At 54.3% G+C, this 22515-nt stretch carries 15 protein-coding genes and 1 pseudogene; 10 read left to right on the forward strand and 6 right to left on the reverse strand.

The window, feature by feature from the left end:
* Window positions 1–6: 6 nt before the first annotated feature.
* The 3 genes from ypfJ to ypfH all read left to right on the forward strand — a co-directional run bounded on the left by ypfJ (window position 7) and on the right by ypfH (window position 3668).
* On the forward strand, window positions 7–876 hold the full coding sequence (gene ypfJ / locus HV213_RS08475) for a KPN_02809 family neutral zinc metallopeptidase (RefSeq protein WP_181485356.1): 870 nt from the start codon (window positions 7–9) through the stop codon (window positions 874–876).
* Window positions 877–888: 12 nt separating this feature from the next.
* Window positions 889–2892 (forward strand): tRNA(Met) cytidine acetyltransferase TmcA, encoded by a 2004-nt coding sequence (locus tag HV213_RS08480; protein ID WP_181485357.1) that lies wholly within the window; start codon window positions 889–891, stop codon window positions 2890–2892.
* 77 nt (window positions 2893–2969) lie between these two features.
* Window positions 2970–3668: an esterase gene (gene ypfH / locus HV213_RS08485; protein WP_181485358.1), complete on the forward strand. Its 699-nt coding sequence runs from the start codon at window positions 2970–2972 to the stop codon at window positions 3666–3668.
* A 327-nt stretch (window positions 3669–3995) separates the two neighbouring features.
* Here the strand turns inward: ypfH and HV213_RS08490 are convergent, their stop codons facing one another.
* The 3 genes from HV213_RS08490 to HV213_RS08500 are packed head-to-tail and all read right to left on the reverse strand — an operon-like array spanning window position 3996 to window position 5711.
* Window positions 3996–4199: a YpfN family protein gene (locus HV213_RS08490; RefSeq protein ID WP_110272153.1), complete on the reverse strand. Its 204-nt coding sequence runs from the start codon at window positions 4197–4199 to the stop codon at window positions 3996–3998.
* Between the two features lie 27 nt (window positions 4200–4226).
* A complete protein-coding gene (gene dapE, locus HV213_RS08495; RefSeq protein ID WP_112215498.1) occupies window positions 4227–5354 on the reverse strand; it encodes a succinyl-diaminopimelate desuccinylase in 1128 nt (375 codons plus the stop codon).
* 3 nt (window positions 5355–5357) lie between these two features.
* Entirely contained in the window at window positions 5358–5711 is a 354-nt protein-coding gene (locus tag HV213_RS08500; protein ID WP_110272155.1) for an ArsC family reductase, read from the reverse strand.
* A 508-nt stretch (window positions 5712–6219) separates the two neighbouring features.
* Between HV213_RS08500 and ypfM the strand changes: the two genes are divergently transcribed.
* Window positions 6220–6279, forward strand: a complete 60-nt coding sequence (gene ypfM, locus HV213_RS08505; RefSeq protein ID WP_100181659.1) for a protein YpfM — start codon at window positions 6220–6222, stop codon at window positions 6277–6279.
* A 137-nt stretch (window positions 6280–6416) separates the two neighbouring features.
* On the opposite strand, the gene acrD is transcribed toward ypfM, so the two are convergent.
* Entirely contained in the window at window positions 6417–9530 is a 3114-nt protein-coding gene (gene acrD, locus HV213_RS08510; RefSeq protein ID WP_181485359.1) for a multidrug efflux RND transporter permease AcrD, read from the reverse strand.
* Window positions 9531–9912: 382 nt separating this feature from the next.
* Here acrD and aegA point away from each other — a divergent pair, with 382 nt between their 5' ends.
* The 3 genes and pseudogenes from aegA (at window position 9913) to HV213_RS08525 (ending at window position 13684) form a co-directional block, all read left to right on the forward strand.
* Window positions 9913–11895, forward strand: a complete 1983-nt coding sequence (aegA, locus tag HV213_RS08515) for a formate-dependent uric acid utilization protein AegA (RefSeq protein WP_181485360.1) — start codon at window positions 9913–9915, stop codon at window positions 11893–11895.
* Window positions 11896–11953: 58 nt separating this feature from the next.
* Window positions 11954–12551: pseudogene (nudK, locus tag HV213_RS08520) on the forward strand (GDP-mannose pyrophosphatase NudK).
* A 65-nt stretch (window positions 12552–12616) separates the two neighbouring features.
* Complete coding sequence (locus HV213_RS08525; protein WP_181485362.1) at window positions 12617–13684, forward strand: DUF1176 domain-containing protein; 1068 nt, start codon at window positions 12617–12619, stop codon at window positions 13682–13684.
* A gap of 8 nt (window positions 13685–13692) precedes the next feature.
* Here the strand turns inward: HV213_RS08525 and tkt are convergent, their stop codons facing one another.
* On the reverse strand, window positions 13693–15696 hold the full coding sequence (gene tkt, locus HV213_RS08530; RefSeq protein ID WP_181485363.1) for a transketolase: 2004 nt from the start codon (window positions 15694–15696) through the stop codon (window positions 13693–13695).
* A gap of 288 nt (window positions 15697–15984) precedes the next feature.
* Between tkt and maeB the strand changes: the two genes are divergently transcribed.
* Together maeB and HV213_RS08540 are read left to right on the forward strand one after the other, a co-directional pair.
* The gene (maeB, locus tag HV213_RS08535) at window positions 15985–18264 is read left to right on the forward strand and encodes an NADP-dependent oxaloacetate-decarboxylating malate dehydrogenase (RefSeq protein WP_181485364.1); all 2280 of its coding nucleotides are present in this window, start codon (window positions 15985–15987) and stop codon (window positions 18262–18264) included.
* Between the two features lie 629 nt (window positions 18265–18893).
* Window positions 18894–20546 carry a sulfatase-like hydrolase/transferase gene (locus tag HV213_RS08540; RefSeq protein WP_181485365.1) on the forward strand — a complete coding sequence of 551 codons (1653 nt, stop codon included), beginning with the start codon at window positions 18894–18896 and terminating at the stop codon, window positions 20544–20546.
* A gap of 43 nt (window positions 20547–20589) precedes the next feature.
* On the opposite strand, the gene HV213_RS08545 is transcribed toward HV213_RS08540, so the two are convergent.
* Window positions 20590–21831, reverse strand: a complete 1242-nt coding sequence (locus tag HV213_RS08545) for an anaerobic sulfatase maturase (protein WP_181485366.1) — start codon at window positions 21829–21831, stop codon at window positions 20590–20592.
* Between the two features lie 403 nt (window positions 21832–22234).
* On the opposite strand from HV213_RS08545, the gene HV213_RS08550 reads away from it, so the two are divergent.
* Window positions 22235–22510, forward strand: coding sequence for a YtcA family lipoprotein (locus tag HV213_RS08550; protein ID WP_181485367.1), 276 nt, complete (start codon window positions 22235–22237; stop codon window positions 22508–22510).
* The last annotated feature ends 5 nt before the right edge of the window (window positions 22511–22515 follow it).

Consider the following 22515-nt stretch of genomic DNA (forward strand, 5'->3'; position numbering starts at 1 on the left):
GTGCTTATGCGCTGGCAAGGGCGTCGCGAAAGCGACAATGTTGAAGATCGCCGTGGTCAATCCGGTTCACCGATGGGCGGAGGTGGCGGTTTTCGTCTCCCCAGCGGGAAAGGCGGCATCGTGCTGCTGATTATCATTGTGGTGGCGGGATATTACGGCGTTGATTTAACCGGCATGTTAACCGGTGAACCGGTGTCACAACAGCAAACCACCACTCAACGCTCTATTAGTCCACAGGATGAAGAAGCCGCGAAGTTCACTAAAGTGGTTCTGGCGGATACGGAAGATACCTGGGGCATGATTTTTAAAGACATGGGTCGTCAGTATCCGCAGCCTAAGCTGGTGATGTATCGCGGCGCGACGCGAACCGCCTGCGGTACTGGCCAGTCGGTAATGGGGCCGTTCTACTGTCCGGCGGATAGTACGGTGTACATCGACCTGTCATTTTACGATGAAATGAAAACTAAGCTCGGCGCGGGCGGCGACTTCGCTCAGGGTTACGTTATCGCCCATGAAGTCGGTCATCATGTACAAAAGCTGCTGGGTATTGAGTCGAAAGTGCGCCAGCTACAGCAGAATGCTTCACCAGCGGAAGCGAACCGCCTGTCAGTTAAAATGGAGCTACAGGCGGACTGCTTCGCGGGCGTCTGGGGCTACAATATGCAGAAGCAGGACGTAATGGAGGTTGGCGACCTGCAGGAGGCGCTGAACGCCGCAGAGGCGATTGGTGATGACCGCTTGCAGCAGCAGAGCCAGGGACGCGTGGTGCCGGACAGCTTTACTCACGGTACATCGCAGCAGCGCTATACCTGGTTTAAACGCGGCTTCGATAGCGGCGACCCGGCGCAGTGCAACACCTTTGGCAAAGCGCTGTAATTGCCGTCGGTCATGGATGAACTGCTTCACCTGACGGCGCAAATGGCGCGTGAGGGCATCCGTCGTCTGCTGGTGCTCAGCGGCGATGATGCCTGGACTTTCAACCAGGCGCAAAATCTGCGTACTCTGTTGGCTGGTGATGGGCTGTGGGTTGGCCCGCAGCCGGCGCCGGAGCCGTATACGCCTCCCGGTGCGCTGAAGACCCTCCTGGGCCGGGAATTCCAGCATGCTTTTTTCGATGCGCGTGAGGGGTTCGACGTCGCGGCATTTGCTGCGTTAGCCGGTACGCTGCGCGCAGGAAGCTGGCTGATTTTGCTGATCCCCGATTTTTCCCAATGGCCGACCCGGCCTGACGCTGACTCTCTGCGCTGGAGCGACACTCCCGAGTCGGTCCCCACGCCAAATTTTGTCTATCGTTTCTGCCAGCAAATTATTGCCGATAATGATTCTGTACTCTGGCGACAGGGGAATGAGCTGACATTACCCGCTTTCCCGCTTCGAGAACCCTGGCATCCCGCTGATGGTCAGCCGCAGGCGGAGCAGGCAGCCGTTCTTGCCGAATTGGCTGACTTCCCTCCCGGTATCGCCGCCTTAACCGCAGAGCGCGGACGAGGCAAATCCGCTCTGGCGGGAATGCTTATTCGCCAGCTGGCAGGGGATGCCATCGTCACGGCACCGGCGCGTGGAGCCACAGATGTGATGGCGGCTTTTGCAGGTGAGGGCTTTCGCTTTATGGCTCCCGATGCGTTACTGGCATCAGAGCGCAACGCTTCGTGGCTGATTGTTGATGAGGCCGCCGCCATTCCGGGGCCGCTGTTGCGCCAGCTGGTGGAGCGTTTTCCGCGCACTCTGCTCACGACTACTGTTCAGGGCTACGAAGGCACCGGGCGCGGTTTTCTGCTTAAGTTTTGCGCCGGTTTTGCCCATTTGCGGCAGTTTAGTTTGACGACGCCCATCCGCTGGGCATTGGGCTGCCCGCTGGAGGCGGCTATCGCGCAGTTGCTGTTGTTTAGCGATGAGACCTTTCAGCATGCGCCTGCTGGCGACACGGTACTGGAAAATGTCAGTCAGGCCAGCTGGCAGCAGCAGCCCGCTTTACCGGAGGCGATGTATCAACTGCTCTCCGGGGCGCACTATCGCACTTCTCCTCTCGATTTACGCCGCATGATGGATGCGCCGGGGCAGCATTTTACCTGCGCCCGCAGCGCAAACCGCGTCGCCGGAGCGTTGTGGCTGGTGGAGGAGGGAGGGCTGGAGTCATCGCTCAGCCAGGCCGTATGGGCTGGATATCGCCGCCCGCGTGGTAATCTGGTGGCGCAATCCTTGGCTGCACACGGCGGTAGCCCGCAGGCGGCAACGTTGACGGGCTTGCGTATCAGTCGCATTGCCGTACACCCGGTGCGCCAGCGTGAGGGGCTTGGGCAACGGCTGGTTGATTGGGCGGCGTCTCAGGCGTCGGAGCGGGACTATCTCTCGGTCAGTTTTGGCTACACACCCGAACTGTGGCGTTTTTGGGATAGCTGCGGTTTTATGCTAGTGCGCCTGGGTACTCATCGGGAAGCCAGCAGCGGCTGTTATACCGCGATGGCGCTCTATCCCATCAGCGCGGCTGGCCGACATCTGGCTCAGCAGGAAATCCGCCGGTTGCTGCGCGATGAACACTGGCTGCGCGACTGGCGAGATGAGCCTTTGCCGCTGACTATGCTGGAAGAAGCGGCTATCTTTACTGAAGAGGATTGGCTGGAGGCTGCGGGCTTTGCGTTTGCCCATCGCCCGCTGCTGGCGGCGGTTGGTAGCCTCAATCGGCTGCTCATGCAGGTGAATTTACCGCTGCCTGCTTTGCGCGCACGCCTGGAGCGCCAGGATGAAGCGGAACTTTGCCGCACGTTGCAACTCTCCGGGCGAAAAGCGCTGCTGGCCAGGCTGCGCGAAGAGGCGGCGCAGGCGTTATCAAACCTGGACGCAACGCGCGCGGATGCTCTGCGCCAGCAGGTCAACATGCTGCAATTTTTTTAACTAACTCCTTCAGTTAAATGGCATGGTCATATTTCGCATGCGGCGTAAACTTCCTTGCAGACATTAAGGAGACAGCCGTGAAACACGATCATTTTGTTGTTCAAAGCCCCGCGACCCCTGCACAGCAACTGCTGCTGCTGTTTCATGGCGTCGGTGATAACCCGGTTGCTATGGGGCAAATCGGCAGCTGGTTTGCGCCGCTCTTTCCCGATGCGCTGATTGTCAGCGTCGGCGGCGCGGAGCCGTGCGGACCGCCTCCGGGACGCCAGTGGTTCTCCGTGCAGGGCGTCACTGAAGAGAACCGCCAGCAGCGCGTGGATGCCATTATGCCGACCTTTATTGAAACAGTTCGCTATTGGCAGCAGCAGAGCGGCGTTAGTCCGCAGGCGACGGCGCTGATCGGCTTCTCGCAGGGGGCGATTATGTCGCTGGAGAGCGTTAAAGCGCAGCCGGGGCTGGCATCGCGGGTGATTGCGTTTAACGGCCGCTATGCAACTCTGCCGGAGAAGGCGACCACGGCGACAACAGTCCACCTGATTCACGGCGGTGAGGATCGTGTTATCGATCTAGCGTGGGCAGTCGCCGGGCAAGAAGCGCTCCAGCAGGCCGGTGGCGATGTGACGCTGGATATTGTTGAAGACCTGGGACACGCGATTGACGATCGCAGCATGCAGTTTGCCCTCGATCATTTGCGTTTTACCGTGCCGAAACACTATTTTGATGAAGCGCTCAGTGGCAGCACGCCGAAAGACGACGATCTAATCGAACTGCTGTAAATAGAAAACCTGGAGGCGATGCTGCGCATCTGTCCGGGCTACCAGACCCACATACGGCAGTGAACCCGTAGCCCGGGCAAGGCGCGTCAAGCGCCGCCCCCCGGGAAAATAACGGCACACTGTGTTAATTTCCCGAAGGCGATGCTGCGCATCTGTTCGGGCTACCAGACCCACATACGGCAGTGAACCCGTAGCCCGGGCAAGGCGCGTCAAGCGCCGCCCCCGGGAAAATAGCGGCACACTGTGTTAATTTTCCGGAGGCGATGCTGTGCATCTGTCCGGGCTACCGGATCTGCAGGACCCGTAGACATTACTGAAGTAAGACGCTTACTTTTTCTTCGACTGGCCGTTCTTAGGCCAGTCATCCTCATCGTCCCACTTATCGTTGCAATCGCGATGCGGAGGCAGCTCCGGCTTATTGTTGAGAAATTTTTTGTGGTCAACGCGACTCAGATCCTTAATCACGTTAATCATCACGCCCACTAAAAATACCAACACCAGAATCCACCAGTATTTCGTTAGCCAATCCATGCGCGCTACCTCTTATCTATGATGCCGTCAGGCGACCAGCTGTTCCATGATGCGTTGGTACATCCGCGCCAGTAGCTGGAGATCGGCGGCATTAACACATTCGTTGATTTTATGAATAGTGGCATTCACTGGCCCCAGCTCAACCACCTGCGCACCCATGCGTGCGATAAAACGCCCGTCGGAGGTGCCGCCATTGGTCAGGAGCTGCGGTTTAATTTCATTATAGTGCTCTATGGCGTTCACCACCGCATCAACCAGTTTACCGCGGCCGGTCAGGAACGGTTGGCCTGAAAGCCACCAGTCAACGCTGTAGCGCAGTTCGTATTTCTCCAGCAGTGCTACAACGCGCGCTTTGATCATTTCGTCAGTCAATTCTGTGCTAAAGCGGAAGTTGAACTGCACGAACATATCGCCGGGAATCACGTTGTTGCTGCCGGTTCCGGCCTGCACGTTAGCGATTTGCATGCTGGTTGGCGGGAAGAAATCATTGCCTTTATCCCATTCAATATTCACCAGCTCTGCCAGCATCGGAGCGGCGCGGTGGACCGGGTTATCCGCGAGATGGGGATAGGCCACGTGCCCCTGCACGCCGTGAATGGTCAGGTTGCAGGTCAGGGAGCCGCGACGGCCATTTTTGACGACGTCGCCGACAACTTCGGTACTGGAGGGTTCTCCGACCAGACAGTAATCCAGGCGCTCGTTACGCGCCATTAGCGCTTCCACGACTTTAACGGTGCCGTTTTTGGCGCTAGCTTCTTCATCTGAGGTGATCAGAAATGCCAGGCGACCTTGATGGTTCGGGTACTGGGCGACAAAGCGTTCAGCGGCAACCACCATCGCAGCGAGAGAGCCTTTCATGTCTGCCGCGCCGCGGCCAAACAGCATTCCGTCGCGAATAGTAGGCTCGAAAGGCGGGTTAATCCAGCGGTCGGCATCGCCAGAAGGGACAACATCAGTATGGCCGGCGAAAGCCAGCGTTTCCCCGCGCCCGCGCCAGGCCCAGAAGTTTTGGGTATCGCCGAAATCCATCGGTTCAACGGTAAAGCCAATCGCACGCAGACGTTCAATCATTAACGCCTGGCATCCCGCATCATCGGGGCTGAGGGAAGGGCGGCGAATAAGCTGCTGAGCCAGCTCAATGACCGGGCAAGACATAGACTACACCTCGTTAAACTGCTGATAACTAGATTCACTGAAACCCAGCAGCATAGGCTGACCGGGCGCACAGAGCAATGGGCGTTTGATGATTGCCGGCATTTCCAGCATCAGTTTTGCCGCAGCATCGGCGTTATCGATACCTGCGCGGACCGTTTCGTCTAGCTTGCGCCAGGTGGTTCCCCGGGTATTGAGCAGCGCTTCCCAGCCGAGTTCATCTATAAAGGTATCTAATAATTCGCGGTCCAGACCATCAACCCGATAATCATGAAAACGATATTCTATCTGCTGGGCTTCCAGCCAGCGGCGGGCCTTTTTTATGGTATCGCAATTTTTTATCCCGTACATGGTGAGCATGATTAAACCTTTTCCATTGAATTAAAAGTTTGACCAGGAATATTCCTAATAATACCCGTCATACTTCAAGTTGCTTATGTGTTGGCTGCACTCGCTCACCCCAGTCACATAGTTATCTATGTTCCCGGGGATTCACTCCCTTGCCGCCTTTAAGCAACTCGAATTATTTAGGGTATATAGGTCGTTAATAAATAATACGTGAATTACGTTAATAAATATCGTTTTTTACCCGTGATATATCCTGAACGTTATCTATTGGTTGCTTTTTGACCTGTTTTTGCGCTGTGACTTGTCACAAGCCGAGTGAGGGCGGATTGTGCTGATGAACAAATGTTGCTGAATGTTGCTGTTGGTCACATTAAACGGGTTAAATTCGGCTCATAGTACTTACGAATGAAAGGGCTTTTTCTGGAGGCGGTAATTAAAGTAATCAGAGCGATAGCGTAAACACACTTTTCACCATCAACGAATTTGCATAAAATCACCCATAATAATAAGAGAGGCTATTATGATTGAGCATGAACTAGGGAACTGGAAAGATTTTATTGAAGGTATGCTTCGTAAATAAATTTCCATAATGTAAGTAGGGCGATTCCACGGGCAGAATAATAATGCAGTCGAAACGACCAATTATGAAAAAGGCGACACTTTCGGTCGCCTTTTCTGTTATTAATCCCGGTAAAATAAAGCAGACTTATCTCTTTGTTATTGCGGCCGTTCCTTAAGCGGGAAGCGACGGCGCACCAGCACGAAGAACAGCGGTACGAAGAAGATTGCCAGCACGGTAGCGGAGATCATACCGCCCATCACGCCAGTCCCCACCGCATGCTGGCTGCCGGAACCGGCCCCGGTGCTGGTCGCCATCGGCAGCACGCCGAAGATAAATGCCAGCGAAGTCATCAGTATTGGCCGCAGTCGCTGGCGACAGGCCGATAGCGTCGCGATAAGCAGGTCTTCACCTTTCTGGTTTAACTCATTGGCAAACTCGACGATAAGAATGGCGTTTTTCGCCGACAAACCGATAACCGTTAACAGACCCACCTGGAAATAAACGTCGTTTTCCAGACCGCGCATCCAGGTCGCCAGCAGCGCGCCGATAACCCCCAGCGGTACCACCAGCATCACTGAGAACGGCACCGACCAGCTTTCATACAGAGCCGCCAGACACAAGAACACAACCAGCAGCGAAATGGCGTACAGCGCCGGGGCCTGCGCGCCGGAGAGGCGTTCCTGATAAGACATCGCCGTCCACTCCACGCCAAATCCATTCGGTAGCTGCTGGGCCAGTTCTTCCATGATTGTCATGGCGGTACCGGTACTGACGCCCGGGGCGGCTTCACCGACGATCTCCACCGCCGAGTAGCCGTTGTAGCGCTCCAGACGCGGCGAGCCGGTCTCCCAGCGCGAGGTGGCGAAGGCGGAGAAGGGCACCATCGTGCCGCTGTTGTTGCGTACATACCAAAGATTGATATCGTCCGGCAGCATGCGATATGGCGCTGCGGCCTGAACATAAACCTTCTTCACGCGACCGCGGTCCATAAAGTCATTGACGTAGCTCGAGCCCCAGGCGGTTTGCAGCGTATCGTTGATATCGTCGATGGACACGCCCAGCGCCTGCGCTTTACGCTGATCGATGTCGACCTGCAACTGCGGGCTATCGTCGAGGCCGTTATGGCGGACACGGGTCAATTGGTCATTTTTGGCAGCCAGCTCCAGCAGGGTATCACGGGCGGCCATCAGCGCTTCGTGTCCGTTACCGGCGTGGTCCTCCAGCTCCATATCGAAACCGGCGGAGCTGCCCAGCCCGCTAATAGCCGGTGGGCTGCTGGCGAACACGCGCGCTTCTTTAATTTTGTTAAACGCCTTGGTTGCGCGTTCGATGATGGCAAAGGATGAACCGGTTGTTGGATCGCGCTCGTCCCAATCCTTCAGACGCACGAACATGCGCGCTACGTTCTGCCCGTTGCCGCCGGGGCCGGAGCCGATGGTGGCGAATACCGATTCGACGTTCTGTTTCTCCTGTTTCAGGAAGTAATCTTCCGCCTGCTGTACCACTTTCAGCGTCTGCTGCTGGGTCGCGCCGCTGGGCAATTGCACCGACGTGGTAAACATGCCGCGGTCTTCCAGCGGCAGGAATGACGTAGGGAGATGCAGGAACAGAAACACCATCCCGCCCAGCAGCAGGACGTAGATCATTATCCAGCGCAGCGAACGGTGAAGAATTTTGCCGACGGCGGTTTCGTAGCGGTCGGCATTACGATTAAACATGCGGTTAAACCAGCCGAAGAAGCCCCGTTGTCCGTGGGATTCTCCTTTATGAATCGGTTTGAGCAAGGTGGCGCACAGCGCTGGCGTCAGGATCATCGCCACCAGGACGGATAGCACCATCGCTGAGACAATCGTTATTGAGAACTGACGATAGATAGCGCCGGTGGTGCCGCCGAAGAAGGCCATCGGCACAAATACCGCCGAGAGCACCATGGCAATGCCGACCAGCGCCCCCTGGATCTGCCCCATCGATTTTCGCGTCGCCTCTCGCGGCGAAAGACCTTCCTCGCTCATGATGCGCTCGACGTTTTCCACCACCACGATGGCATCATCCACCAGCAGGCCGATCGCCAGCACCACGGCGAACATGGTTAAGGTGTTGATGCTGTAGCCGCAGATGTAGAGGACGGCGAAGGTTCCCATCAGTACCACCGGAACGGCGATGGTGGGGATCAGCGTGGCACGGAAGTTCTGCAAGAACAGGTACATCACGAGGAACACCAGCGCGATGGCTTCCAGCAGCGTCTTCGCTACGTCAGTAATTGATGCTTTCACGAAAGAAGTGGTTTCGTAGGCAACTTTGTATTCCAGACCGTGCGGGAAGTATTGCGATAGCTCGTTCAGGCGGTCGATAACGCGTTCGGCGGTCGCCATTTCGTTGGCGCCGGATGCCAGTTTTATCCCCAGACCGGAAGCGGCCTGACGGTTGTAGCGGCTAAGATAATCGTATTTTTCCGCCCCCATCTCGACGGTGGCGACGTCGCCGAGAGTGACCTCGGAACCATCCTGATTAACCCGCAGGGTGATATCGCGGAACTGCTCTGGGGTTTGTAACAGCGACTGTGAATTAATGGTGGCGTTCAATGCCTGTTTATCCACCGACGGCGTGCCGCCCAGTTGGCCGACGGCAATCTGGGCGTTCTGTGACGAAATCGCATCGGTGACGTCTTTCGCCGTCATCTGAAAACTATTGAGCTTGGCCGGGTCGAGCCAGATGCGCATTGAGTACTGGGAGCCGTACGCGTCGATGTCGCCGACGCCGTTTACGCGGCTCAGCGGGTCCTGAATATTACTGGCGACGTAGTCGGAGATATCCTGTTTATCCATGCTGCCATCGGTAGAGACAAAGGCGATGGTCAGGATATTGGTATCCCCGGTTTTGCGCACCGTCACACCCTGGTTTTGTACGGCCTGCGGGAGTTTACGCATTGCTGATTGCAGCTGGTTCTGCACCTGCTGAACGGCTTCGTCCGGGTCGGTCCCGGCGGTAAAGCTCAGCGTCACGCTTGCCTGACCTGTGCCGCTACTCTGTGATGACATATACATCAGGTTGTCGAGTCCGGTCATGTTTTGTTCGATGACCTGGGTAACGGTATTCTCCAGCGTTTGTGCAGAGGCTCCGGGATAGTTCGCTGTGATTCGCACGTTGGGCGGTGCTAGTTCGGGGTATTGCTCCACGGGAAGCGACAAAATCGCGAGCGTTCCGGTCAGGCATAAAAGGATTGCCAGAACCCACGCAAAAATGGGGCGATCGATAAAGAAATTCGCCATCAGAATTGGAACCTCATTTTGCTCATCTTTTTGTTATTGCATAGCCTGTGACACTTTAGCGGCAAGCCCTCAGGCAATCGTGGAGAAATTAAGGAGATAGTGTAATTTATCATGTGGCTTTTATGGCAGCGTAAAGAACTGTCCTGCTATCTCCACCAATCTTCTGCTTTTCTGTGCATCGTCGCCTGACCTCTAACGTAACCAATTATTACTTAGCTAAATAAAACGTAATTTCATTTAAGTCAAAAAAATTGATCCACCTCGGGTTATCACCAAAAAATCGGCAACCTGTGCAAATGCACATTGTCCCTGCACCGTTTTGTCGGGTAATAGATAAGCATGCGAATTGAGGGGTTATTCACCAATAAGACTGAAGGATGTCATGAACCACTTTATTTTAAGCGATAGTCATAAGTGCATCGGATGCCAGGCTTGTGAAGTTGCCTGCGTCATGGCGCACAACGATGAGCAGCATGTATTGACCCCGCAGCGTTTCTTGCCGCGTATTACGGTTATCAAAAGCGAGCAAAAACGTAACGCAGTAACATGTCACCATTGTGAAGGAGCTCCTTGCGCCCGGAGCTGTCCAAATGGCGCAATCAGTCAGCTTAACGGCAGCGTGCAGGTTAATCAGGAGAAATGCATCGGTTGCAAATCCTGTATGGTTGCCTGCCCGTTTGGCGTGATGCAAATCGTTCTTACCCCAGTACAGGAGGGAAAATTTAAAGCGACAGCGCACAAATGCGATTTGTGTAATGGTCGTGAAGAGGGGCCCGCCTGCGTGCAAAACTGCCCGGCACAAGCATTACAGCTGGCGACGGACAACACGCTGTTAAATCTGGCAAGACAGCGGCGTCAGCGCGCAGCGCGTCTGGAAGCGCAGCCGTGGCATAGCCACCCGGGCGCAGTAGCATCGCCGTGTTCGGGCGGAAAGGTTGCCCAGATGGCCGCCACGCCATCGCGCGGTGAGCCTGACAAGCTGTCCGCTGAAGCGCGCAAAGCCAACTTTTCTGAGATCTATCTGCCGTTCAGCGCCGGCCAGGCCAACCGCGAGGCGGAACGCTGCCTGAAGTGCGGAGAAAACAGTATTTGCGAATGGACCTGTCCGCTGCATAACCATATTCCGCAGTGGATTGAGCGAGTGAAAGAGGGCGATATCTCAGCAGCCGTGGAGCTTTCTCATCAAACCAACTGCCTGCCGGAAATCACTGGCCGCGTTTGTCCGCAAGATCGCCTGTGCGAAGGGGCCTGTACGCTGCGCGATGAGCACGGTTCGGTCACTATCGGCAATATTGAGCGCTATATTTCCGATCAGGCGCTGGCCAGCGGCTGGCGACCGGATCTCTCTCAGGTCGTCGAAAGCGGCAAGCGGGTGGCGATTATTGGTGCCGGTCCTGCGGGGCTTGCTTGTGCCGACCGCCTGGTGCGCAACGGTGTGCAGCCGGTAGTGTTTGACCGCCATCCGGAAATCGGCGGCCTGCTAACCTTTGGTATTCCGGCATTTAAGCTGGATAAATCACTCCTTGCCCGGCGGCGCGAAATCTTTACCCAGATGGGCGTACGCTTTGAGCTGAACTGCGAGATAGGCAAAGATATCCCGCTGACTGCGCTGCTTGAGGACTATGATGCGGTGTTTATTGGTGCCGGAACCTACCGTTCAATGAAGGCGGATCTGCCCAATGAAGACGCCCCCGGCGTGTACGATGCGCTGCCATTCCTGATCGCCAACACCAAGCAGGTGATGGGGCTTCTGGAGCTGCCGGAAGAGCCTTACGTCAACACAGAAGGCCTGAACGTGGTCGTGCTGGGTGGGGGCGATACGGCGATGGACTGCGTGCGAACCGCGCTGCGTCACGGTGCGAAGCAGGTGACCTGTGCCTATCGTCGTGATGAAGCCAACATGCCAGGCTCGAAAAAAGAGGTCAAAAACGCGCGCGAAGAGGGCGCGATGTTTGAGTTCAATGTTCAGCCGGTAACGCTGGAACTGGATGCTGAAGGTAACGTCAACGGCGTGCGCTTCCTGCGTACTCAGCTTGGCGCACCGGATGCCCAGGGGCGTCGTAGCCCATCACCGATCCCAGGGAGTGAATTCGTCATGCCCGCTGATGCGGTGATTATGGCCTTTGGTTTCCATCCGCACGGTATGCCGTGGCTGGAGTCGGTCGGCGTACAGCTCGATAGTCGCGGACGAATCAAAGCCAATGTCGAAAGCCGCTATCGTTACCAGACCACCCATCGCAAGGTGTTTGCTGGCGGTGATGCGGTGCGCGGTGCCGATCTGGTGGTGACCGCGATGGCCGAAGGCCGCCACGCGGCGCAGGGGATCATGGATTTCCTCGACGTTAAATCGATTCCTCTTCACTAACGACAAAGCAGGTCCCACGGCGTAGTATGGCGACGTTATTTCATGCCGTGGGGCCCGTATGTCACTCAATATCAACGTTATCAAAGATAAAATTCTCTCCGAAAACTGGTTCGTTTTACGCAATATGACCTACGAGCTGACGCGTAGCGACGGCAGCGTGGTTCGCCATAAACGTGAGGTCTATGACCGCGGCAACGGTGCTACCATCATGCTCTATAACCGCCGCAAGCAGAGCGTGGTCCTGGTGCGCCAGTTTCGCGTCGCGACCTGGGTAAACGGCAATGAAGACGGCATGTTGATTGAGACCTGCGCTGGGCTGTTGGATAACGACGAGCCAGAAGTGTGCGTGCGCAAAGAAGCTATCGAAGAGACCGGCTTTGAGGTCGGCGAAGTTCGTAAACTGTTCGAGCTGTATATGTCCCCCGGTGGCGTCACCGAGCTTATCCACTTCTTTATCGCTGAATACAGCGATGCCCAGCGGGCTAACGATGGCGGCGGGGTTGATGATGAAGAGATTGACGTGCTTGAGCTGCCTTTCAGCCAGGCGCTGGAGATGGTGGCGAATGGGGAAATACGTGATGGCAAAGCAGTGATCCTCCTGCAATATTTGCAAACTTCCGGGCTGATGACGCGGGATATCTGATAAATCCGATTGAGTAAAAGCTCGCCGCTGGTGAACATAACCGCTGTTAATCGTGTTCTCACCGGGGTCGTGCCGCTCATGTTGTATCGGGTTATTTTGTTCCTGCTTTTCGGTTTGCTGCCGACTTCGTCGGCGTGGGCGGCACCGGCGCAACAGCTCTTTAGCGACTGGATGGTAACCTGCAATAATCAAAACTTCTGCGTCGCCCGCAACGTTGGGCTACATCATGGGCTGGTAATGACCCTCACTCGCAGCGCCGGAGCGGCCACCAATGCCAGCCTGCGCATCGAACTTGGCGGCGTGGGCAACCCGGTTGCTACCCTGGCGCCGATTGCGCCTCGTCTTCTCCTCGACGGTCAGTCCCTGACGTTGGGCGATGAACACTGGCAGATTGCCGATAAACTCCTTAAAACTGACGATAGCGCCACCATTAATGCCTTCCTGCAACAAGTGCAGGAAGCGCAGGCGATTACCCTCGAAAATGGCCTGCAGAAGATTTCTCTGCAGGGACTGAAGGCTGCTTTGTTGTTTATTGATAACCGACAAAAGCGGGTGGGTAGCGAAACAGCGTGGATTGGTAAGGGAGAAGAGCCGCCGCTCAGCGTTCCGCCAGCGCCTGCGCTGCGGACGGTAGCGAAAGTGGATATGACGCAATCGCCCCTCAGCCGTGATGAGCTTAACGATCTGATGGATTACGGTAACGAACGAATGAATAACAGCGCCTGTTCACTGGACCCGTTTCGCCGCGAGGTACGGGTTGCCGCGCTGACCGACGATAAAGTTCTGCTGATGACCAGCTGTGAAGCGGGCGCTTACAACACCATCTGGTTGGCCTGGCTGGTGTCGCGCCAGCGTCCATTTATTGCCCGCCCGCTACGCCTGACACTGCCTTTCCAGCCCCCCGGCGATGCGCCCCGCGCGATTGAGCTGGTTAACGCCAGCTATGACGATCGGCACCAGGAACTGGTGACGCTGGATAAAGGGCGTGCGCCCGGCGACTGCGGGACGCAAACGCGCTGGCGCTATGACGGCCAGCGGTTTAGCCTTGTGCGCTACGCCCGGCAGCCGCAATGCGATAACTGGCAGGGGCCAGACGCCTGGCCCACTTTATGGGTTACCCGTTCAGTTGCGCAGCCGCCACGCTGACAAGATACTCAACGGTGAAACCCGTTCTGTAATTCATCCGCCACGCTGACGATATGATCAACGGTAAAGCCGAAGAACGGGAAGAGGTCATCCGCCGGGGCCGATTCGCCAAAGCCGGTCATACCGACAACCTTGCCTTTTAAGCCGACGTATTTATACCAGTAGTCGGCGATCCCGGCCTCGACGGCGACGCGAGCTTCTACGCCCGATGGCAGGACCGATTCCCGATACGCCTCGTCCTGGGTATCAAACACATCGGTTGACGGCAGGGAGACGACACGAACATTCACCCCGTTGGCGAGCAGCTTCTCCGCTGCCAGCACGGTAATCTCCACTTCCGAACCGGTGGCGATCAGGATTAGATCCGGCTTGCCGCCGGCGTCCTTCAGTATGTATCCGCCGCGCGCAATATTCTGCACCTGCTCCGGCGTGCGCGCCATCTGCGTCAAATTTTGTCGTGAGAGAATGAGCGCAGTCGGTCCGTTGTGACGCTCTACCGCCAGTTTCCACGCTACTGCGGCTTCCACCTGATCGCACGGTCGCCAGGTGCTGAAATTCGGCGTCAGGCGCAGGCTGGCAAGCTGTTCCACCGCCTGGTGAGTTGGGCCATCTTCCCCAAGTCCAATGGAGTCGTGGGTATAAACCATGATTTGCCGCGCTTTCATCAGCGCCGCCATCCGCGCCGCGTTGCGGGCATACTCGACAAACATCAGGAAGGTGGCGGTATAGGGGACAAACCCGCCGTGATGCGCGATGCCGTTGGCAATGGCGGTCATGCCGAATTCGCGCACCCCGTAGTGAATGTAGTTGCCCGCCAGATCTTCTTTTAGCGAGGTAGAACCTTTCCAGATGGTCAGGTTACTTGGCGCGAGATCCGCCGAACCACCGAGCAGTTCCGGCAGCATCGGGCCGTAAATATTTAGGGTGTTTTGTGATGCTTTACGGGTGGCGATTTTTGCCGGATTGGCCTGTAGGTCGGCAATATATTTCTGCGTAGTTTCATTCCAGGAGTCAGGCAGACCGCCGCTCATGCGACGCGTAAACTCGGCCGCCAGGTCCGGCCAGGATTTTTGGTATGCGGCAAACTTCTCTTGCCAGTTTTTCTGCGCCTTTTCGCCTTTTTCGCGGGCGTCCCAGGCGCGGTAAATTTCTTTGGGGATTTCAAAAGCGGGATGGTGCCAACCTAGTTTCTGCCGCGCCAGCGCCACTTCCTGTTCGCCCAGCGCCGCGCCGTGGGCCTCTTCTTTGCCAGCTTTATTTGGCGAACCAAAGCCAATCACCGTCCGGCAGATAATCAGCGACGGTTTATCTTTCACGCTCTGGGCTTCCAGAATAGCTTTTTTCACCGCTTCCGGATCGTGGCCGTCGATTTCATGCACCACATGCCAGTGGTAGGCTTCGAAGCGTTTTGCCGTGTCATCGGTAAACCAGCCTTTAACTTCGCCATCAATGGAGATGCCGTTGTGATCGTAGAAGCCGATCAGCTTGCCTAATCCCAGCGTGCCTGCCAGCGAGCACACCTCGTGGGAGATCCCCTCCATCAGGCAACCATCTCCCATAAAAACATAAGTGAAGTGATCGACAATCTCGTGCCCCGGCTGATTAAACTGCGCGGCCAGCGTGCGTTCGGCGATCGCCAGACCAACGGCATTCGCCAGCCCCTGACCCAGCGGCCCGGTGGTGGTTTCAACGCCTGGGGTATAGCCAATTTCCGGATGGCCTGGGGTTTTTGAGTGCAGTTGACGGAAGTTTTTCAACTCCGCAATGGGTAAGTCATAGCCCGTCAGATGCAACAGGCTGTAAAGCAGCATCGAAGCATGACCGTTAGACAAAATAAAGCGGTCACGGTCGTACCACTGCGGGTTTTCGGGGTTGTGCTTGAGAAAATCATTCCACAGCACCTCGGCAATATCCGCCATACCCATTGGGGCGCCGGGATGGCCGGAATTGGCTTTCTGAACAGCATCCATACTCAGGGCGCGAATCGCGTTGGCAAGTTCTCTTCGGGACATAATGTGCTCCTGAAACAATACGTTGCGTGAGTTTTTATTGGCTTAGGATAGAGAGGTTGATGAAGTGCATAACTAAAAAGCATAGCAGACGGGACTATCATTGCTTCCGAAACTAAGTTACATAAACATTATAAATCGATAACAAATATAACTTTGTTTTGGCGAGAGTTTGGCGGTGTTCAAAGTTTACGAAGCCGTCAGGCGAGATACTAGGTGGCCCTTTAGGGTGAACATCCGATACGCCATTACGCTTCACCCCTACGATCGATATGTGAAAGGAAAGATAAAATGGATGAGCAGTTAAAACAAAGCGCCCTCGACTTCCATGAATTCCCTGTTCCCGGAAAAATCCAGGTTTCCCCGACTAAACCGCTCGCGACTCAGCGTGACCTGGCTCTGGCCTACTCGCCGGGCGTTGCCGCCCCGTGTCTGGAAATCGAAAAAGATCCGCTGGCGGCCTACAAATATACCGCGCGTGGCAACCTTGTTGCGGTGGTCTCTAACGGCACGGCGGTTCTGGGTCTTGGCAATATCGGTGCACTGGCCGGTAAGCCGGTGATGGAAGGCAAGGGCGTTCTGTTTAAAAAATTCGCCGGTATCGATGTTTTCGATATTGAGGTCGATGAACTGGACCCGGACAAATTTATCAACGTCGTTGCGGCTCTGGAGCCGACCTTTGGCGGCATTAACCTGGAAGATATCAAAGCGCCGGAGTGCTTCTACATCGAGCAAAAACTGCGCGAGCGCATGAATATTCCCGTCTTCCATGACGATCAGCACGGCACGGCGATTATCAGTACCGCCGCAATCCTTAACGGCCTGCGAGTGGTAGAGAAAAACATCTCCGATGTGCGAATGGTGGTTTCCGGCGCAGGCGCGGCGGCGATTGCCTGTATGAACCTGCTGGTGGCGCTGGGGATGCAGAAGCACAACATCGTGGTGTGCGACTCGAAAGGGGTTATCTACAAAGGCCGCGAGCCGAACATGGCGGAAACCAAAGCGGCTTACGCGGTGGAAGACAGCGGTAAACGCACGCTGGATGACGTGATTGAGGAGGCGGATATTTTCCTTGGCTGTTCGGGCCCGAAAGTGCTGACTCAGGAGATGGTCAAGAAGATGGCCCGCGCGCCGATGATTCTGGCGCTGGCCAACCCGGAGCCGGAGATTCTGCCGCCGCTGGCGAAAGAGGTGCGCCCCGACGCCATTATTTGCACTGGCCGCTCTGACTATCCGAACCAGGTTAACAACGTATTGTGCTTCCCGTTCATCTTCCGTGGGGCGCTGGACGTCGGCGCGACGGCGATTAACGAAGAGATGAAGCTGGCGGCAGTAAACGCGATTGCCGAGCTGGCTCACGCCGAGCAGAGCGAAGTTGTAGCTTCAGCCTACGGCGATCAGGATTTGAGCTTCGGTGCGGAATACATCATTCCGAAACCGTTCGACCCGCGCCTGATCGTCAAGATCGCGCCAGCGGTGGCGAAAGCAGCGATGGACTCCGGCGTTGCCACGCGTCCGATTGCCGATTTTGATGCCTACGTCGAGAAACTGAGCGAGTTCGTCTACAAAACCAACCTGTTTATGAAGCCGATTTTCTCGCAGGCGCGTAAAGAGCCGAAGCGTATCGTGCTGGCGGAAGGTGAAGATAACCGCGTGCTGCACGCGACGCAGGAGCTGGTGACGCTGGGGCTGGCAAAGCCAATTCTGATTGGTCGTCCGAGCGTGATTGAGATGCGCGTTCAAAAGCTGGGCCTGCAGATTAAACCGGGTGTCGATTTTGAAATCGTCAACAACGAGTCCGATCCGCGTTTTAAAGAGTACTGGCAGGAATACTACGGCCTGATGAAACGCAACGGTATTACGCAAGAGCAGGCGCAGCGTGAGATGATCAGCAACACCACCGCCATCGGCGCAATTATGGTACAGCGTGGAGAAGCGGACGGAATGATTTGTGGCACCATTGGTGATTACCACGAGCATTTCCACGTCATTAAGCCGTTGTTTGGCTACCGTGATGGTGTTCATACCGCCGGAGCGATGAACGCGCTGCTGCTGCCGAGCGGCAACACTTTTATTGCCGATACCTATGTTAACCACGACCCGTCACCAGAGCAGATTGCTGAAATTGCGCTGATGGCGGCGGAGAGCGTGCGCCGTTTTGGCATTGAACCGCGGGTAGCTCTGTTGTCGCACTCGAACTTCGGCTCGTCGGATTGCCCGTCCGCCAGCAAAATGCGCCAGGCGCTGGAGCTGGTGAAAGCGCGTGCGCCGGATTTGATGATCGATGGTGAAATGCACGGTGATGCTGCGCTGGTGGAAAGCATTCGTAACGACAGGATGCCGGACAGCCCGCTGAAAGGCTCGGCGAATATCCTGGTGATGCCGAATATGGAAGCGGCGCGTATTAGTTACAACCTACTTCGCGTCTCCAGCTCCGAAGGCGTCACCGTCGGTCCGGTGTTAATGGGCGTGGCGAAACCCGTTCATATTCTGACGCCTATTGCCTCGGTACGCCGCATTGTTAATATGGTCGCACTGGCGGTTGTCGAAGCACAAACTCAGCCGCTGTAATATATAAAGGTGCGGGAACTCTCCCGCACCTTTACTTTACTTCACTTCTCGTTTTCTTTGATTTTATCATTATTCAAATCTTGATTTTATCAATGCGCGACATTAATCATCCCGTCTTTTATTTATTAGATAACAGGGAATTCATCTCTTTAATTTGTTTTTCATTTCTTGTGAAATGGTCTTTTATCGGATTCTTTGTAAGGAAGTTTTAATGATATATTCATTGATTATATTGTTTTTGTATTTCATATGAAAGGTGTGAGTTGTGTCTGGAAATGAAATTTATTTAAATACAATTAATTGTGAAGTACGTGCTCAGGTTTAAAACGGACTATTCATACAGGGTATGAAATGATTTTATTCACTATTTTGATGATTGTGTTAATGGTTGAGCAGAATTGCCAACTTAATAGCATTTACAAAGATGACATCGGGTTAGTATTGAAGTGGTGTGGCTGGGATTATGATGATTTCCAATGCGTTGCCAATAATGTTAAGTGTGATTGTATTAGCCGCATTGAATTCAAAAATAACCAGCGAGTCATGACGTAGGTATGGCTAAAGTTATTATTTAGCGTGGCTATTGTCTCATCCCCTTTGGGGAACAAAAAATTAGGGAGCTTATCTTTATGGAATTAGCATTTTCTCCGAGGCTGCTTGCAATCGCTATTGCCGCAGCGATCCCATTTACCGCCAGCGCGGCAGATACCCCCGCCGTTGCGACTTCCCAAAATGGACATGCAGGTTACGACCATCCCAATCAATATCTTGTTACGCCAGCGACAAAAATTGCTGACAACTTGATGCCGGTCATGTCCCACCCTGAGCAGGATAAAGATACGCGGCAGAAACTGGCCGAGTTAGAAAAGAAAACGGGCAAAAAGCCCAATATTGTGGTGTTCATTCTCGATGATGTCGGCTGGATGGATGTCGGTTTTAACGGAGGAGGGGAGGCCGTCGGTAACCCGACGCCGGATATCGATGCCGTCGCGAATCAGGGATTAGTCCTGACGTCGGCTTATTCGCAGCCGAGTTCCTCTCCAACTCGTGCGACGATCATGACCGGGCAATACTCCGTTCACCACGGAATTCTAATGCCGCCAATGTACGGTATGCCTGGCGGCCTTGAGGGACTGACCACGCTGCCGCAACTGCTGCACGATCAAGGCTATATCACTCAGGCTATCGGTAAATGGCACATGGGCGAGAATACCGGATCGCAGCCGCAAAACGTCGGTTTTGACGATTTCCGCGGTTTTAACTCCGTCTCCGATATGTACACCGAATGGCGCGATCCGAATGTGAACCCGGAAGTGGCGCTAAGTCCTGCCCGTAGCCAGTATATTCAGAATCTGCCATTCGATAAAAATGATGTCCATGCGGTACGCGGAGGCAAGCAGGAAGCTGTAGCCGAAATCACGCCGAAGTATATGGAAGATCTGGACCAGCGTTGGATGAAGTACGGCGTTGAGTTTATCAACAGCATGGCGAAAAAAGATAAGCCGTTCTTCTTGTATTACGGAACGCGCGGCTGCCATTTTGATAACTATCCGAATGCCCATTATGCCGGGCGCTCGCCAGCGCGTACTTCCTACAGCGATTGTATGGTGGAGATGAATGACGTCTTTGCCAACCTGTACAAAGCGCTGGAGACCAGCGGGCAACTGGATAATACGCTGATCGTCTTCACCTCCGATAACGGCCCGGAAGCGGAAGTGCCGCCACATGGCCGCACGCCGTTCCGTGGCGCGAAAGGCTCAACGTGGGAGGGCGGGGTGCGCGTGCCGACGTTTGTTTACTGGAAGGGAATGATCCAACCGCGTAGATCCGACGGGATTGTGGATTTGGCGGATTTGTTCCCGACCAGTCTTTCACTGGCAGGCCATCCGGGCGCGGAGCTGGCGAAGCTGGTGCCTGAAAAAACCTTTATTGATGGTGTTGACCAGGCATCTTTCTTTATCGGTAAAGACGGACAGTCAAACCGTAAAGCAGAACACTACTTCCTCAATGGCGAGCTTTCGGCGGTTCGTATCGATGAATTTAAATATCATCTGCTTATCCAGCAGCCTTTCGCTTTCACGCAAACCGGCTATCAGGGCGGGTTTACCGGCGCAATTATGAAAACGGCGGGGACGATGATATTTAACCTCTATACTAACCCGCAGGAAGATGAAAGCGTCGGCGTACGCCATATCCCGATGGGGGTACCTTTGCAGGATGAAGTCCATAACTATATGGAAATTATGAAAAAATACCCACCTAAAGTGCAGATTAAACTCTAAGTTGTATTTAGTGGATAACCGGCCTCTTATGAAGCCGGTTATTTTATTGCTCTTTTCTGCGATGGTGTAAATGGGCATGCATAATATCGCTGGCCGGGCGGCCCATCGCCATCAGATCGGCCATTGCCTTCAGATATGGCGGTAAGTGCTGGAAATAGCGGTGAAGCCCGACACACAAATAATTCAATCCCGGTTTGCCCTCTTCCGTTAACGCAAAACGATGCTTTGGACATCCGCCCCAGCAGGCTTTTAGTACCGAACACTGACGGCACTGATTGGGCAGAGTGGCGTATTTATCTTTACCGAAATCAACCTGTTTTGCTGAGTCCAACATTGCTGCAAAGGTTTGCTCGCAGATATTTCCTAAATGATATTGCGGGTAGACGTAATGATCGCAGGCATAAACGTCGCCATTATGCTCGACAACCACGGAACGACCGCAGGTTGGCTGGTGATGGCAGACCGCACCGGGCGCGCCGACAAAGCTGGCGAATGCCCACTCAATGTTCATGACATAAATTTTACCTACATCACGCTTAACCCAGCGGTCAAAAACGTGACAAAGAAATGCACCATAGTCTTCAGGTTGTACCGACCATGATGTTAACGTCCCGCAGGTTTCGCCGGGCGAGCGTAGCGTCAGGCCAGACTGCTGCGATGACGTATCGGCCAGACGCTCGACGACGGGGATGAACTGAATAAACTCGATGCCGCTGGCGACGAGAAATTCGTACACTTTCTCCGGCTGCCGGGCGCTGTTGTGATTCACGCAGGCCAGCACGTTATATTGTACGCCATGCTGCTGAAGCCGGGCTAAAGCACGCATAACCAGCTTGTGCGTTGGACGGCCACCCTTCGTCAGGCGGTATTCGTTATGAATATCCTCAGGCCCGTCCAGCGATAAGCCAATCAGGAAATTATGGCGTACAAAAAACTCGCACCACTCATCATCTAACAGCACGCCGTTGGTTTGAAAACTATTGCTGATCTGCCGTCCGGCACCATATTGGACCTGAAGTTCGACAGCGTGACGGTAAAAATCCAGTCCCAGTAGCGTCGGCTCGCCGCCTTGCCAGGTGAATGCCACCTCTGACTTTGGATCGCATGAGGCAATATAATCGCGGACATAATGCTCCAGCATTGCATCATTCATACGAGGTTGTGGAATATCGTCATATAACGCGTGTTTTTCGAGATAGAAGCAGTAAGCGCAGTTCAGGTTGCAGTCCGATCCGCTGGGTTTCGCCATAGCATGAAAAGCACGGGTTGATATATTTTGAGACATATTACGCTGACCCTTAAAAACTATTTCCGATGCTCTGCGCCACTTCATTCGGAGCGGGCGGCAGGCAATGCGTCTATTGGTTGTAATAACATTCAACCATATCACCTGAGAATTTATTGAGGCCGAAGCGTAAATTCAGAATAATACATGCCGATATTGTCCATTATGGCACTATAGGGCGGTAATATCATGGGGAGAGAAGTTGGCTGTGAGCTGTTTAAAATATCCAATCATTTATTTGTTGAATGTGTTTGATTAAATAATAGATGGGAAATATAAGTTATGAATGCGGTGATTTGATAAAAGAGTTTACTATCAGTAATGGATAGCGATACTTTTACCTTCTTAAGATATTTTACATTCATTCAGGATATTGTTCGCAATAAACAGGATGTATTTCATTATGCAAACATTTAAATCCCGTATTGTGACGCAAATAGAAAGATTTTTCTGGCTTACGCCAGCGATATTATTAACAGGATGTACCCTGTCGCCCGCTATTCCCGTTATCGGCGCATATTATCCTGGTTGGCTATTTTGCATTATTATGGGCGTTCTTCTGACATTGCTCACCCGGCGATTGATTACTTACAGAAATATACAGCCGGGATTCCCCGCTATTGTGTATACCAGCCTTTTTGTCCTCTACTCCATGCTGTTCTGGCTGGTATTTTTTTAATTCAT

The sequence above is a fragment of the Klebsiella sp. RHBSTW-00484 genome (assembly GCF_013705725.1).
Classification (GTDB): Bacteria; Pseudomonadota; Gammaproteobacteria; order Enterobacterales; family Enterobacteriaceae; genus Klebsiella.